General features: G+C 61.7%; 15 protein-coding genes. 8 read left to right on the top strand and 7 right to left on the bottom strand.

Annotation, left to right across the window (positions count from 1 at the left end):
* Position 1: 1 nt before the first annotated feature.
* Positions 2 to 358, top strand: a complete 357-nt coding sequence (locus N5C28_RS17435; protein ID WP_279824321.1) for a hypothetical protein — start codon at positions 2 to 4, stop codon at positions 356 to 358.
* A gap of 164 nt (positions 359 to 522) precedes the next feature.
* Here N5C28_RS17435 and N5C28_RS17430 read toward each other — a convergent pair whose 3' ends face one another.
* Positions 523 to 1491, bottom strand: coding sequence for an MBL fold metallo-hydrolase (locus N5C28_RS17430; protein ID WP_279824320.1), 969 nt, complete (start codon positions 1489 to 1491; stop codon positions 523 to 525).
* 333 nt (positions 1492 to 1824) lie between these two features.
* Between N5C28_RS17430 and N5C28_RS17425 the strand changes: the two genes are divergently transcribed.
* Positions 1825 to 2520, top strand: a complete 696-nt coding sequence (locus N5C28_RS17425; protein WP_279824318.1) for a tRNA (adenine(22)-N(1))-methyltransferase TrmK — start codon at positions 1825 to 1827, stop codon at positions 2518 to 2520.
* A 184-nt stretch (positions 2521 to 2704) separates the two neighbouring features.
* On the opposite strand, the gene N5C28_RS17420 is transcribed toward N5C28_RS17425, so the two are convergent.
* From N5C28_RS17420 to N5C28_RS17410, 3 genes are all read right to left on the bottom strand, one after another.
* Positions 2705 to 2968, bottom strand: coding sequence for a hypothetical protein (locus N5C28_RS17420; RefSeq protein WP_279824317.1), 264 nt, complete (start codon positions 2966 to 2968; stop codon positions 2705 to 2707).
* Between the two features lie 30 nt (positions 2969 to 2998).
* The gene (locus N5C28_RS17415) at positions 2999 to 3811 is read right to left on the bottom strand and encodes an exodeoxyribonuclease III (RefSeq protein ID WP_279824315.1); all 813 of its coding nucleotides are present in this window, start codon (positions 3809 to 3811) and stop codon (positions 2999 to 3001) included.
* Between the two features lie 124 nt (positions 3812 to 3935).
* Positions 3936 to 4805, bottom strand: coding sequence for a helix-turn-helix domain-containing protein (locus N5C28_RS17410; RefSeq protein ID WP_279824409.1), 870 nt, complete (start codon positions 4803 to 4805; stop codon positions 3936 to 3938).
* Positions 4806 to 5113: 308 nt separating this feature from the next.
* On the opposite strand from N5C28_RS17410, the gene N5C28_RS17405 reads away from it, so the two are divergent.
* The 3 genes from N5C28_RS17405 (at position 5114) to N5C28_RS17395 (ending at position 9480) form a co-directional block, all read left to right on the top strand.
* Positions 5114 to 5878 (top strand): SDR family oxidoreductase, encoded by a 765-nt coding sequence (locus N5C28_RS17405; protein WP_279824313.1) that lies wholly within the window; start codon positions 5114 to 5116, stop codon positions 5876 to 5878.
* A 204-nt stretch (positions 5879 to 6082) separates the two neighbouring features.
* On the top strand, positions 6083 to 7060 hold the full coding sequence (locus tag N5C28_RS17400; RefSeq protein ID WP_279824311.1) for a lipid A deacylase LpxR family protein: 978 nt from the start codon (positions 6083 to 6085) through the stop codon (positions 7058 to 7060).
* A gap of 527 nt (positions 7061 to 7587) precedes the next feature.
* Positions 7588 to 9480: a methyl-accepting chemotaxis protein gene (locus N5C28_RS17395; protein ID WP_279824309.1), complete on the top strand. Its 1893-nt coding sequence runs from the start codon at positions 7588 to 7590 to the stop codon at positions 9478 to 9480.
* 95 nt (positions 9481 to 9575) lie between these two features.
* Here N5C28_RS17395 and N5C28_RS17390 read toward each other — a convergent pair whose 3' ends face one another.
* Positions 9576 to 10217, bottom strand: coding sequence for a helix-turn-helix domain containing protein (locus tag N5C28_RS17390; protein WP_279824308.1), 642 nt, complete (start codon positions 10215 to 10217; stop codon positions 9576 to 9578).
* Positions 10218 to 10431: 214 nt separating this feature from the next.
* Entirely contained in the window at positions 10432 to 10665 is a 234-nt protein-coding gene (locus N5C28_RS17385) for a hypothetical protein (protein ID WP_279824307.1), read from the bottom strand.
* Positions 10666 to 10833: 168 nt separating this feature from the next.
* Between N5C28_RS17385 and N5C28_RS17380 the strand changes: the two genes are divergently transcribed.
* From N5C28_RS17380 to N5C28_RS17370, 3 genes are all read left to right on the top strand, one after another.
* Positions 10834 to 11259 carry a hypothetical protein gene (locus tag N5C28_RS17380; protein ID WP_279824305.1) on the top strand — a complete coding sequence of 142 codons (426 nt, stop codon included), beginning with the start codon at positions 10834 to 10836 and terminating at the stop codon, positions 11257 to 11259.
* 50 nt (positions 11260 to 11309) lie between these two features.
* Complete coding sequence (locus N5C28_RS17375) at positions 11310 to 11780, top strand: hypothetical protein (protein ID WP_279824304.1); 471 nt, start codon at positions 11310 to 11312, stop codon at positions 11778 to 11780.
* Between the two features lie 88 nt (positions 11781 to 11868).
* Positions 11869 to 12333, top strand: a complete 465-nt coding sequence (locus tag N5C28_RS17370; protein WP_279824302.1) for a hypothetical protein — start codon at positions 11869 to 11871, stop codon at positions 12331 to 12333.
* A gap of 138 nt (positions 12334 to 12471) precedes the next feature.
* Here the strand turns inward: N5C28_RS17370 and N5C28_RS17365 are convergent, their stop codons facing one another.
* Positions 12472 to 14241: a reverse transcriptase domain-containing protein gene (locus tag N5C28_RS17365; protein ID WP_279824300.1), complete on the bottom strand. Its 1770-nt coding sequence runs from the start codon at positions 14239 to 14241 to the stop codon at positions 12472 to 12474.
* Positions 14242 to 14450: the final 209 nt, after the last annotated feature.

The following is a 14450-nucleotide window of genomic DNA, read 5'->3' as shown; positions in this document are numbered from 1 at the left end:
GATGCTGGAGCTGCTGCTTTTTCTGACCCTGGGGCTAGGCCTGTTCGCGGCACCCGCGTTCCTGGTGTGGCGCGGGCAGCAGATGGGCTGGTGGGGCCGATACCTGCTGGCCCTGGTGCCTGTCGTTTATACCGGCGCGGGCTGGTGGCTGGGGATCGTGGCCTACGACTACTTCGGCTGCCAGGGCGGCGCGAAGAACGTCCATGCCTGCCTGGCCGGTGGTGCGGAGGTTATCGCCCTGGTCGGGCATGGCCTCTTCCTGTCCATACCGTTCATGTTCGTTGCGGTACCGCTGTCGCTGTGGTTTCTGCTGGATACCACGATGAAGCACATCGGCCAGTGGAACAGGCAGGTGTGAGTCGACCTTGGTGGTTCCCACGCTCCGCGTGGGAGCCCGAATCCCGTGACGCTCCGCGTCACCAGCAGTAGATCTGGCAACCGACATTCCGTAGCGGACGCAGAGCGTCCGGGGCTGCATTCCCACGCAGCGCGTAGGAACGATCAGCGCGACCCAGCCCGCACTCAATAATCCCAGAACGCCGCGACCCAGCGGAATGCATCGCCGTCCAGGGCCACGCGGCCGACGGAGGGGAAGGGCAGGTGGGTGGCGACGAACAGTTCACCGCTGGCGGCAGCCTCCTGCATCAGGCGTACGCGCACACGCACCGATTCTTCCGGGTCATGTTCGAAGCCGTTGTGCCATTCGGGGTGTTCGAAGGCGACCGGGAACAGGGCGTCGCCGGCGAAGGTCAGGCGCTCGTTGCCGGAGTCCACGTACACCACGCAATGTCCCGGGGTATGGCCACCGGTGAGCTTGGCGACTACGCCGGGCGCCACTTCACAGGCGTCGTCGAACAGCCGGATGTTGCCCTGGTACGCCTTGAGGAACTGGTTGGCCGTGGCGCGCAACACGTCCGGCACCGGCGACGGCATGGAGGTGTTGTCGAAGTCGGGCGATGCCCAGAACGCCACCTCGGTGGCCGACACATGGATGCGCACGTCCGGGCTCAGCCGGTTTTTCACGTCCTCGACGAGCAGCCCGCCGATGTGGTCCATGTGCATGTGGGTGATGATCACGTCGGTCACGGCCGACAGGGCGATGCCGGCCGCTTCCAGGCGCTTGGGAAATTGCCCCGCACGCGGGAAGCCCGGGAATTGCCCGCCCAGCCCGGCGTCGACCAGGATGGTCTGCTCGCCGCTGCGCACCACCAGCACGTTCAGCGCCCAGTCGTACATGTCCGGGCCGAGGAACATGTCCTTGAACCAGGCCGCCCGGTCAGCCGGGTCGGCGTTGATGGACATGGTCTCGGTCGGCAGCGGCAATACCCCGTCGCTGATCACCAGCACGTCGATGTCGCCGACCCGCAGGGCGTAGCGCGATGGCACCAGGTCGTCGGTGGTGTTCAGCTGGCTGATGCCCGGCGCACGCGGGCTGGTGCGGGTGGGTTGAGTCGCCGTGGCGGTGGCGGGGATGGTCAGGTGTGTGGTCATGGTGGCTCTCCTGCGGCGTGGGCCAAGAATCTCTGGCGACGGGCGCTTTCGGCACGAGAGCGACGGATCACCGAGGCCACGAGTGTGCTGCTCGATGGCGCGGGCCCGACAGCTATACATGGGTATCGAGGCAGGCGACCCAATGATCAGGTCGTTGATCCTTGCGGATGTTGGTGCCGGCACGAAGGGCTCGCCCACCCGGCACCCAGGGCGCGATGTGCCGCCCAGGGGTAGCAATCGAGGCGGGCGACTGGTCGCGTGCATTTGCCATGGGCCGCCACGCTCGGCAGAATCGCGCGCCGACCTGGCTGACATGCCCCGAAGAGACCGCCGTTGAACGAACAGACTTTGTCCAGACGCCTGGAACGCGTGGCCGCCCATGTGCCGGCCGGCGCGCGGCTGGCCGATATCGGCTCGGATCACGCCTACCTGCCGGTGGCGCTGATGAAGCGCGGCATCATCGAATCGGCGGTAGCCGGCGAGGTGGCCCGCACGCCGTTTCACGCCGCCGAGCGCACCGTGCGCGAGAACGACCTGGGCCCACGTATCACCGTGCGCCTGGCTGATGGTTTGGCGGCCATCGAGCCGGAAGACGGCATCACCGCGATCAGCCTTTGCGGCATGGGTGGCGAGAAGATCCGCGACATCCTCGACAGCGGCAAGGCACGCCTGAGCGGCGCGGAACGCCTGGTCCTGCAGCCCAACGGCGGCGAGCAGCCGCTGCGCCAGTGGCTGATGGACAACGGCTACCGCATCCTCTGCGAGGAAGTGCTGCGCGAGAACCGCTTCGACTACGAAATCATCGTCGCCGAGCGCATCGGCCCGGTGACCTACACCGCCGAAGAACTCTACTTCGGCCCCCTGCAGTTGCAGCAGCGCAGCCAGGCCTTCGTCACCAAGTGGCAGCGCCGCCTGCGCCTCAAGCAGCGCACCCTCGCCAGCTTCGCCAAGGCGCGGCACGCGGTCCCCGAAGAGAAAGTGCAAGAGCTCGCCCAGGAAGCCCGGTGGATCACCGAGCTGCTGGCCTGAGCACCCAACAGCCAGCTGGTTATTGCTGCATACGCCGATGATGCAGCAGTACTGGAAACTGCTGAGCGCCGCTGAACCCCAGGCCGAATGAGCCCTTCTACCGCGCCAGTACCGGGCAGGGCGCCGGCCGCAAAAAGGTGAACGATGCGCCAGGGGGCCAGTCAGAAACAGGGAACGCACTGCTCTAAGGAGAGACTCCCATGTTGAAATTTCTAGGCAGCACCGTCGGCATCATCTTTTTGATTGGCCTGCTGGTCGTGATCGGTTTCTTCTCGCTGATTTTCTGATGCGATAACGCGGTAAAGGCGCCTGCGGGGAGGGCGGATCGGATCCGTTTTCCCCGGCCGCGCGTGCCGCCCGAGCGCTCCTGCGCTGCTGAGCGCTTTCTCGTGGGCAGCGCCTGTTCACGGGCGCGCTTCTGCGGCACGAAGCTGCACCATCTGTTCACACCTTATCTCCTGTCCCCATTTACCTGCTGTCACGCAGAAGGCCGCTTGCGGGCGCGTTTGCGCGTGCCCAGTTGAATCCACACCGGGGCGTGGTCGCTGGGGTGTGCTTCGTTGCGCACCCAGGCATCCACGCCTGCCCGCTCGAGATAGGGCGCCACCGTCGGGTTGAGCAGCAGGTGATCGATGCGCAGGCCGGCGTTGCGCTGCCAGTGCTGGCGAAAATAATCCCAGAAGGTGTAGACCCGCTCCTCGGGGTACAGGTGGCGCAGCGCGTCGATCCAGCCCTGGGCCAGCAACCGCTCGAAGCATTCACGGCTCTCGGGTTGCAGCAGCGCATCCTTGCGCCATGACTGCGGGTTGTAGATGTCCAGGTCGGTGGGCACCACATTGAAGTCACCGGCCAGCACCACGGGATGTTCGCTGGCGACCAGTTGTCCGGCATGGGCGATCAGCCACTCGAACCAGGCCAGCTTGTACTCGAATTTCGGGCCCGGCTGTGGGTTGCCGTTGGGCAGGTACAGCGTGGCGACAATCAGCCCATGGGCCGCGGCCTCCAGGTAGCGCGCCTGGGTGTCACCCTCGGCGCCGGGCAGCCCCCGGCGGATCTCCAGCGGCTGCGCGTCGCGTGCCAGGATGGCGACGCCGTTCCAGGAGGCCTGCCCCAGGTGCAAGGTGCCGTAGCCGGCAGCTTCCAGCTCGCGGGCGGGGAAGGCGCTGTCCCGTGCTTTCAGCTCCTGCAGGCACACGACATCGGGTTTTTCTCGTTCCAGCCACTGCAACAGGTTCGGCAGCCTGGCGTTCATGCCATTGATGTTGAACGTGGCGATCCTGAGGTTGTGCATCCACCCATGCCCCCGCTGGTGCGTGTGATTCGGGCGCGAACGCCGTTGAACAGTGGAGGCGGTGCGAGCTCGGGAGTTCGAGTTTTTCGATACCTGGCGGCTGCCGACCGCGACAGGGGCACGGTCAGGCCTGGCGATAGGCGCTCGGTGCCACGTCCGTTTCGCGGCGGAACACCTGGGAGAAATGGCTCGGGCTCGAATAGCCCACTTCCAGGCCAATGTCGATGATGCTGCGCGGTGTTTCGGTCAGCAGCTGGCGAGCGCGGGCCATGCGCAGGCGGATGAAATACTGTGACGGCGAGAGACCGGTGGCGCGTTTGAACAGGCGGCTGAAGTGATAGACGCTGAGGCCGGCCACCTGAGCCAGCTGCGGCAGGCTGAAGGGCTCGCCCAGACGGGCGTTCATCACTTCGATGACCTGCCGCAGCTTGTAGGCCTGCAGGGCATTGCTGCGCCGGCCGCTGTCCAGCGCATCGGCGTAGGTGCGCACCAGGTGCACCGCCAGTGCCTGGGCCAGGCCCCGCACGTACAGCTGGCTTGGCGGCTGGCGAGTGGACAGCTCGTCACACAACGGCTCGAGCAGGCATCGGACCCGCTCATCACGTGCGCCCGACACGTCACGAAAACGCACGGCGTCGCCGGGTTTGCCCAGTACCTCCTGCACGGCCTCCTCGATCAGCGGCAGACCCAGGTACAGGTGCACCACCTCAAAGCTGTCGCCGTGCAGCGTCTGCCAGCGCATCTCGTAGGGCACGCTGGAATGGGTCAGGTAAAAGTCGCCGGCCTTGACCTGGGCCGCTTCCCAGGCGCCACCCGGCAGGCGCTCCTCGACCGTGGCGGCACCGGCCACCACCAACACCAGCAGGGGTTCCACCACGGCCGGCACGGTGATCGGCTCGGTCACGGTGTGGTGAGTGAAGCGCTGCATGAGCACGTCCTGCACCGGCGCCTGTATCGGCCCATCGCCGGGTTCGGCCGGCAGGTAACGGCCCATGGACGCCGCGTCGACACGCAGCGCCTGCCTCGCGATCGGCTGATCGATGTCGCTTGAACTCACCGCAGTATCCCCCTGCAAGGCGCCTCGGCGCGGGCGTGACGCCTGATCAATAGCACAGTGCTGCGGCGGCGCCCACCGCGCAGCCCCCCGTGCGCCATGCGGCGATTCGGCGCAAAACCCCGACAGCCCGGGCAAAACCCCGAAAGCCCGCCCAGCGCAATCCAGAGACAGTGAAGGTGTCACTCACTGCGGCGCCAAGGCGCACCGCCCGTCGCGTCTTGGCGCGCTTACCCGGAGGAACACCCATGACTACCATCACCAACGCCCCCCAGCAGGAAGTCGACGGCAAGGTCGCCCTGGTCACCGGCGCCGCCAGCGGTATCGGCAAAGCGATCGCCTTGTTGCTGCACGCACGCGGCGCGCAGGTCATCGCCGAGGACCTTGACCCGGCCGTGCAGGACCTGGAACGCCCGGGGCTGGTCGCCCTGGTGGCGGACATCACCCAGGACGGCGCCGCCGAGCGCGCCGTGGCACTGGCCGTCGAACGCTTCGGCCGCCTGGATATCCTGGTGAACAATGCCGGGATCATCATCAACAAAGCGGTCATCGACATGAGCCGCGACGACTGGGAGCGCATCCAGGCGGTCAACGCCACGGCGGCGTTCCTGCACGCCCGCGAGGCGCTCAAGGCGATGATGCCCAACCGGTCTGGCGCCATCGTCAACATCGCCTCCTATGCGTCCTACTTCGCCTTCCCGACCATCGCCGCATACGCCGCGTCGAAAGGGGCGCTCGCGCAGCTGACCCGCACCCTCGCGCTGGAAGCCATCGAGCACGGCATCCGGGTCAACGCCATCGGCGTGGGCGACGTGGTGACCAACATCCTCAACGAGGTGGTCGAGGACGGCCCGGGCTTTCTCGCCCAGCACGGCGAGGCCGCGCCCATCGGGCGTGCGGCCCGGCCCGAAGAAATCGCCGAAGTGGTGGCCTTCCTGGCCTCCGAGCGGGCCAGCTTCATCGTCGGCTCGGTGGTCATGGCCGACGGCGGCATGACCGTCACCGCCGGGTAAAGCCGTTGCGGTTCCGGCAGGCGCCAACCCCCGTGGTGCCTGCCTCTCCAGAGCACGGGCTGCCCCAGGTGCGTGCCCGCAGCGCAAAACTAGAACGAGTCGTCTAATTTTCCTTGAACGCTCGCTTCGTTTCGCTATCTGAGCCTGTGGCGCCATTCGCCACGATTTGGGAAGCCATAACAACAACACGCTCTGGAGCTCTGCATGAAAGCCAACGTTGTCTCTCTGGTGTTCGTTTCTGCATTACTCACAGCCGGTACCGCCAACGCCGACGTCTTCACCCTCAAGATAGAAAACGATGTGATTTCCAGTGGCCGCGACGGCCACTACACCAACGGCCTGGAAGGCTTCTGGGCCTTCGAACCGGGTGGCGACCACTGGACCCGCTCCCTGGCCGGCGCCGTGCCGGGCTGGTCGGGCGAGGACCTCACCTACGCCGCCTACCGCTTCGGCCACCAGATGTACACGCCCGAGGAAATCGAGCGCGAGGCGCTGCAAGAGGATGACCGCCCCTATGCGGGCATGCTGTTCGGCGGCGTCACGCTGTTCGCGAACGAGCAACTGACGGGCCGGCGCGAAACCAGCACCCTGACCCTGGACGTCGGCCTGGTGGGGCAGGGCGCCGGCGGCGAGCGGCTGCAGCGCGAAGTGCACCGCCTCACCGGCAGCGATGCCCCCGAAGGCTGGGACAACCAGCTGGAGAACGAGCCCTTCGTCAATGTCGGCTACGAGAAGCGCTGGTGGTTCCAGAACCGCCTGGGCGGGCTGGAAATGGAATATGGCCCGAGCGTGGGCGGCGCGGCCGGCAACCTCTACACCTTCCTCTCCACCGGCGCCGGCGTGCGCCTGGGCCAGGGCCTGTCGCGCAGCCTCAGCCAGGCCTCGGTCACCCCGACCACCAGCGGCGTGCAGTACTTCACGCCCGATGGCGGCTTTGGCTGGTTCGTTTTCGCCAACCTCGAAGGCCGCTACATGGCCCACAACATGCTGCTCGACGGCAACACCTTCCGCGACAGCCACTCGGTGGACCGCGAAGAACTGGTGGGCGATGCCCAGCTCGGCCTGGCGCTGACCTGGGACCAGTGGCAGGTGTCGTTCGCCAGCGTGTGGCGCACCAAGGAGTTCCGCGGCCAGGACGAGCACGACCAGTTCGGCTCGCTGTCGCTCTCCACCTGGTTCTGACCCCGCAAGCGGTTGCGTGAACACAGCGTGCGCCTTCGGGCGCACGTTTTCGTTGGGGGCGGCCGAGGCGCAGCGGTGGGCGAACAGGGCGTGACGGTCCCAGAACTGTATGCCCTGGCTCCAGCCTGTCGGCAGGTCGGCCGGCGCTGCGTGATCCGAGCGGCCACACCGTCATCATCCAACCGGCTCAACGCTGCAAATCTTTGCCGCAAAATCGTCTAACGGTCATCCACTGACTGACATCAGAATGTCGCTACTCTTACCGTGTGCCGGAAGATTCCTTCCGCACGTTAAACACGCCCCATCCCGGACCACAACAACCACCACAACCGGTAAAGGCTCGTGGCGCCCACATACGGGTGGCGCGGGTTCTGGCGTCTTCAGTCTCTTGCCCATTACCTCGGCGCGCCGCGTTGAGGGCATGCGCTGTGGGCTGGTGATGGCCGTGGGTCGACTGATCCGCCACCGGGTAGTGCCCGGTGCGGTAACCGGCATAGCTGCCAGCAATCTTGGATGGGTACCTTGCGATGTTCTCTAACCTGAAGTTCAGCCAGAAGATCCTGCTCGCGGCTTCACTGGTGACAATCGTTGCCTTCAGCCTGTTCGTGCTGTTCAACGACTACCGCCAGCGTCAGACCCTGAATGACGATGTGCACGCCTCGTTGCAGGAAGTCGGCAGCCTGGCCACACGCAACATCAAGACGTGGCTGGATGGCCGCATCCAGTTGGTCGAGTCCCTGGCGCAACAGCTGGCGACCAATGGCCATCAGGGGCAACCGCTGGCTGCCGCACTCGGCCTGCCGGTCTATGCGCAAGGCTTCCAGCTGACCTACTTCGGTGGTGCGGACGGTGCCATGACCTCGGTGCCTGCCGGCAACCGCCCAGCCGACTACGACCCCCGTGCCCGCGGCTGGTACAAGCTGGCCAGCGATGCCCAGGGCAGTGCGCTGACCGAGCCCTATATCGCCGCCTCCTCGCAGAAGCTGGTGATCACCATCGCGACGCCCGTGCGCCAGAACGGCCAGGTCGTCGGCGTGGCGGGGGCTGACATGGAACTGGCGAGCATTGCCCAACTGCTGGACTCGCTGAAGTTCCAGGGCAATGGCCATGCCTTCCTGGTCAGTGCCGACGGCAAGGTGCTGCTGCACCCGGACAGCACCTACATCCTCAAGCCCATCAGCGAGCTCTACCCGCAGAACACCCCGCGGGTGCAGGCGGGCGTCAGCGAGATCGAGGTCGACGGCAAGACCCAGTTCATCGCCTTCACCCAGCTGCAGGGGCTGCCCTCGGCCAACTGGTACGTCGCCCTGGTGCTGGATCAGGATTCCGCCTTCGCCATGCTGGACGAGGCGCGCGTGTCCGCCGCCGTTGCCACGCTGGTGGCAGTCATCGCCACTGTCTTCTTGCTCGGCCTGCTGATCCGTGTGCTGATGCAGCCGCTGCACACCATGGGCAAGGCCATGGAGGACATCGCCCAGGGCGAGGGCGATCTGACCAAGCGGCTGACCATCCACAGCAACGACGAGTTCGGTGCGCTGGCCAGTTCCTTCAACCGCTTCGTCGAGCGTATCCACAGCTCGATTCGCGAAGTGTCTTCGGCCACCGCCCACGTCAACGAAGTGGCCAAGCTGGTGGTCAACGCCTCCAACTCGTCGATGACCAACTCCGACGAGCAGGCCAGCCGCACCAACAGCGTAGCGGCGGCGATCAACCAGCTCGGCGCCGCTGCCCAGGAAATCGCCCGCAACGCAGCCGATGCCTCCAACCAGGCGTCCGATGCCCGTCACCAGGCCGAAGACGGTGGCCGTGTGGTGCAGCAGGCGATCCAGTCGATGAGCGAGCTGTCGGGCAAGATCAGCGACGCCTGCACCAAGATCGAGATGCTCAACAGCAAGACCGTGGACATCGGCCAGATCCTCGAAGTGATCAAGAGCATCTCCCAGCAGACCAACCTGCTGGCGCTCAACGCCGCCATCGAGGCCGCACGGGCCGGTGAAGCCGGGCGCGGCTTCGCGGTGGTCGCCGACGAGGTGCGCAACCTGGCCCATCGCACCCAGGAGTCGGCGCAGGAAATCGAGAAGATGATCGAGCAGCTGCAGATCGGCTCGCGCGAGTCGGTCACCACCATGACCGAGAGCCAACGCTACAGCGAGAACAGCGTGGAAATCGCCAACCAGGCGGGGCTGCGCCTGGACACGGTGACCTCACGCATCGGCGAGATCGATGGCATGAACCAGTCGGTCGCCACGGCCACCGAAGAACAGACCTCGGTGATCGAGGCGCTGAACATGGACATCATCGAGATCAACACCCTCAACCAGGAAGGCGTGGAGAACCTGCAGGCCACCCTGCGCGCCTGTGGCGACCTGGAGCAGCAGGCTGTGCGCCTCAAGCACCTGGTGGGCAGCTTCCGCATCTGAGTCCTCCTGCGTAGCGGCCATCCGGTTCCGAGCCCAGGTGGTGCCCATGAACAAAACGTGCGCCCTTGGGCGCACGTTTTCGTTGGGGCGTCCGGTTACTGGTGGGGCGTCTCAGTGCGCTCGATCGCTTCGAGGTACGCCACCAGCGCCCGGGGGATTTCCTGCTGCAGCAGGGCGGCGCGCATGCCCGCGTCGTAATCCACCATCAGGTCGGTCACCAGCCCCAGGGGCAGGCCCAGCAGCGTGGCGGCGTAGACGCGCTGGTTGTGTGCGCTGGCGCCGGGCAGGCGCAGGGTGAGCACGCGCAGACAAAGCGCCTGCAGCAGCGGCTGCAACGGGTTGTCAGTAGGTGCCTTGCCCACGGCGCGGTCCAGGCGGATCAGGTACAGCAGCCCCGGGTTCGCGGCGATGTAATTGAGCAGCGGCATCGACATGCGCTGCACCACCTCACAGGCGCTGGCGGCCTGCCAGGTGCTGTCCGGGATGGCATCGATGCGCGCGACGATCGCCTCGATGGCGCCCTCGTGCCGCTCGGCCAGGGCGCGCAGCAGGCTCTGCTTGTTGGGGAAGAAGTGGTACAGCGAACCAATGGACGTCGCCGCCTCGGCCGCCACCCGGTGCATGGCCAGCGCCGACTCGCCTTCCTCTATCAGCAACCGCTCGCAGGCATCGAGAATCGCCGCCACCCGCACCTCGCCCCGGCTCTGCCGAGGCTGGCGCTGGGTTTTGCGGGGCATGGGGGCGAGGGCGGTTTTATGCGGGTGCATGACTCACGGGAACCGAACGGGGTAGGGACAGCCTAGCAACAGGCGCTGGCGCGCGAGCGGCCGGTGTGTGTTGGGATGTGAACGCGTATCCCCGGGCAGGGTTCCAGCATTCGCCTGCGTGCCGGGCGGCGCCGATGCGGCAAGCATTTACCGGCTCACATTTGGCCGCCCGCCTGGCGGGGCCTCACGGCTTCTTGGCCACCTCGACGTCCGTCAGCCCCACCAGCTCGGCCTGCCTCAATACCTCCTCCGGCGTGGCGTCGGCGGAAGGCATGAGCAAGCTGTTCTCCGCATCCCCCACATGCAACTGCAACAGGTGCATCGCCGCCTCATGGGCCGGCAGCTCAGGCTCCTTGAGTTCGAACTGGTGGGTGCGCGGCTCGTTGTTGAAGCGGTAGTGCAGGGTGTAGCGGTGCATGGCGGGGCTCCTTGGTATGGGCGATGTGCAATCCACTATCCTGACCTGCGGGTCAATTTATAGTTCAGGTGATCGCCTTGCCCGTGTTCTGCTCGCCTGCTGTCCTCCGATGCCGCGAAGCTTTTCAGTTATGCTCCCGGCCACTTCCCGTGATACGAGACGGCCCCGATGCAAGACAATTACTGGCCCTTCCACCTGTTTGGCGCGACCTTCGCCAATGAGGCCGAGGCCCACCAATTCGTGTTCGAGCATTGGGAGCCCGAGCCTCCTGCAAGTGCCACCGAGGCCGAATACACAGCCTGGGAAGACCGCAACCCGATTTGGCCGCTGGCGCAGGAGCTGGGGTTTTACATGGACTCGGATTTCGTGGAGCTGAACGGCAGCCTGGCGGATGTCGTCTGGCAAATCCGCAGCCCTGCCGAGCAGGCATTGGTCAGCGCCAACGGTGCAGTGGTTACGCACTTCATCCTGGTTGGCCCAGATGCCATCGGTGGGGACCGGCGTTCAACCGTTACGGGCGATGAGTCGTCCCGGCGCTTGCCGGGGAGTACGGCGACGCTTACTTATCTGGGGAGTTTCAACCAAGCTGCCTGAGTGGCGGTTCTAAATCATCCCCGCTATCACATTGAATTAGGGAGCATTCAATGAACCACCGCATCAACGCCATCTGCCATCAGGCGGTGTTTTCCAAGGGGCCTTGTGCGTGGCTTGCTATCGACGACGTTCCTATCGAGCGCTGGCTGGCGAATCATCTTGATGCCCCCGACGTGGAAAAACTTGCCCTGTCGCTGATGTGGATGTTGGACGAGCAAGAGGATGAGCTTGCCCAACGTCGCTTTGTTCCGGCTGAAGACGGCACCTCTACATTGGTACCGCTGCTGGTATGCAGTGACGACATGGATTTCGATTGCACCGTGCTCATGACGGAGCAGGTCATCGAGGGTGACACCTTGCATTGGCGTCGCTTTGGCTGGAGTGCTTCCGCTGGGTTGGAAGTAGGGATATCGACCAAGTGGATCGGCGATAGCAAGCCAGTGAGTTTTGCATTGAGTGAGTTCAGCGGGGCGTTGAGTGAGCTGAAAAATATAATGAGGGAATGTACTGGGAGAGACTGAGAGTGCCTTCAACCAAGGGTCCAGATCTTGCGGAAAGATTCCAAGCTCTCATCACGTTACGTAAGGCGAGTCCATACGGTTGATCACCATGAACGAAGATGAAGACACTACGCTTACAGATACACCCAGCTGGGATCTGGAGTTTCCCTCAAGAGGCGCGTACATCCGTTTCTGCAAAAAACAGCCGCTCCTCGACGTGCTTCGCAGTATCAAGCATGGTGGCCCTGAATGGGCGCACCGTTGCGTCACGCTGTGCTACGCCGGCTCGGCCAATAGCGGGATATTGTTTTATCCGCTTCAGGACTCGGAGGCGCCATATTTCGATTTTAGGTTCGACGCGAACGTGGATCCGAGGCAAGTTCTGAGACCGCTGCTTGAAAGATACCCTCAGTGCAGCATTCTCGATTGGTCGAGAGGCCGGTTGGCTTGCCTTGAAGCGGTTGGTGTGAACGTCGAGTTGCTATCCGAAATCATGCAAGAGGTAGCAAGCCTAGTTTGGGGCGAGCAGAGCCATCTCGTAGATGGTTGGTACGAGGAAATGGGCAGGGCTTAAGATGTCCGCTACCGGCAAGAAGCGGAAGTTTAAGCTACGCAAAAAAGTTATCCCTATTGTGTCGCTATGCTAATCCAATGCCGCCTGAGTCTATCGGGGGCTTAATCCAGATAGGGGCAGTGATTGATATTTAAATAATTAATTGACACGAGGAGTGCATTGTCTAGAGAAGGTTATGACGTTGCGGTGCAGTAATTGGGCGTAGTGGAAAGTCTTGTGGGCTCTTGATGCTGCAAGTAACCAGTTAAACCTAAATGACTTGGTTTGTACGATTTTGGATAGCGTGGTAATGGGAATGAATCCATAGATATAAGAGTTACTGCTGTTCTTATCTGCTCCTCTGGCGGCCACTCCAATTACTTCTATTGAAGGGTTAAGTATAGGTCCGCCGCTATTGCCGGTCATTAGTATCGCGTCAACGCACCACATATCAAAGGTAATATTTCGGCGCAGCTGGGTTGTTTGTCCAGTGGTAATAGAGGCTCCTGAGCCCTCTACATGCTTTGGATAGCCTATTGATATGATCGGATCAAGCGGTGCTATGGAATTCCTTTTAGAGCGAATTAACTCTTTGATTTCTGAAAAATCTGGGCCAGGGTAAAAAATAGCCAAATCCTCTGACTTGTTACTGTATGCTAGCTCAGCAGAGAATGACTTGTTAATTTCTGGAAGCCTAAAGCTTATCGCGTGAGGGGCAGTGTCTAGGGTTACACCATCTATCACATGTTGATTTGTTATAATTCCATGGTCCTTTAGAAGAAATGCAGTACCTTGGGAGTTGTCATCAATCATGTTGTTTACGATAAAAATCGACCCGCTAAGCAATTCTAGTGGAGTTTTAAGGAAGTCTTTGTTCTCTTTTCCGAGCGCGCAGCTTAGTCGGTAAGCTAGTTTGCGATAAATAGGATCTGTTCGTCCTCTTATCATTTGGATGTAATTGATTCGTCCTTTTAAGACCTTGATAAAAAAATCACCCGCATTGAGCTTAATGCGTTTAGTCTGGCGAGCAAATAGTTGTGCTTTTTTTCCGCCTAATAACTCAAGGTACTTTTCTTCTGCAGCAACAGCGCCATGCTTCTTAAGCGCATCAATCATCGAGTTTGTTTTGCGGATGTACTCGCGTCGCAGATTTGGAAAGCGATTAACTACAAGTCCAGTCACCATCTGGCGCTGATGTCTATTTTGTAATCTGGTTTTTTCTGAATTTATGAAAAAGCCATTAGCTTCTATTATTGCTGTGAGCTCCTGTCCCGCAAATGGCAGTCGATCTGAAGAAAGCTCAACAATGTCTTTTGGAAGATGACGCTCAGAACAGGTAAAAGAAAATGTGATGTCGTCAGCGTAGCGCGAGTAGTGGCATTTTTTACTTTTTGCCAAAGCTTGCAGTTGAGAATCCAGTTTCCGACAAATCATGTTGGAAATAACTGGAGAGGTTGGAGCCCCTTGGGCGAGTTTGCCGTCATAGCAACACATATGAGCCATGACGGCGGCAACATTATGTGGGGCGTTTATTGGCCTTGCCATAAAAAGGTTTTTTATCCGCCCAAAATGGATTGTCTCAAAAAAGTCCTTTAGATCTATGTTGAAGACAAAACTTTTATTGCAGTGTGGCAGTGCATTTGATTTTACACTGCGATCAATAATGAATCCGTGAGAGGATGACTTGGGTGTGTAGTATTTAGATAACTCTAGAGCGAGCGTTTTTTGCGTGCGCTTAAGTGTAGGTTTTGGCGCGCGAATCGTTCGAGTGGCACCATTTCTCTTCAATATCGTAAAGACGCGATAGTTTGCGTGAGGCTTGCGGTATATATATTTTTGAAATGGGTCGCCTTTCACATCTAAAAGCTTGTACAGTGAAGGCAGTGAGGTGAATCCAGGCGGGAGCAGATTGAGAAATTTAAAGTCCATTTTATTTGATGTGACGATCGTGAGGGGTGGATTTTCTCTTGTACCACATCGCGAAACATTAAGACCATTTCGCGCGAAGGGCAAAGGAAGCCTTTTATTGACCGCCGCATAGAGTCAGCGGAAAGTTAAATTGCTCCCCTCACGACCGCGCCACTACTATCGCTAACTCAAATAACCGCTGTCAAGCGACTGCTAAGAACTGTATTGAC

Source organism: Pseudomonas sp. GD03944 (assembly GCF_029839275.1).
GTDB lineage: Bacteria > Pseudomonadota > Gammaproteobacteria > Pseudomonadales > Pseudomonadaceae > Aquipseudomonas.
This window is presented reverse-complemented; position numbering and strand designations above follow the sequence as displayed.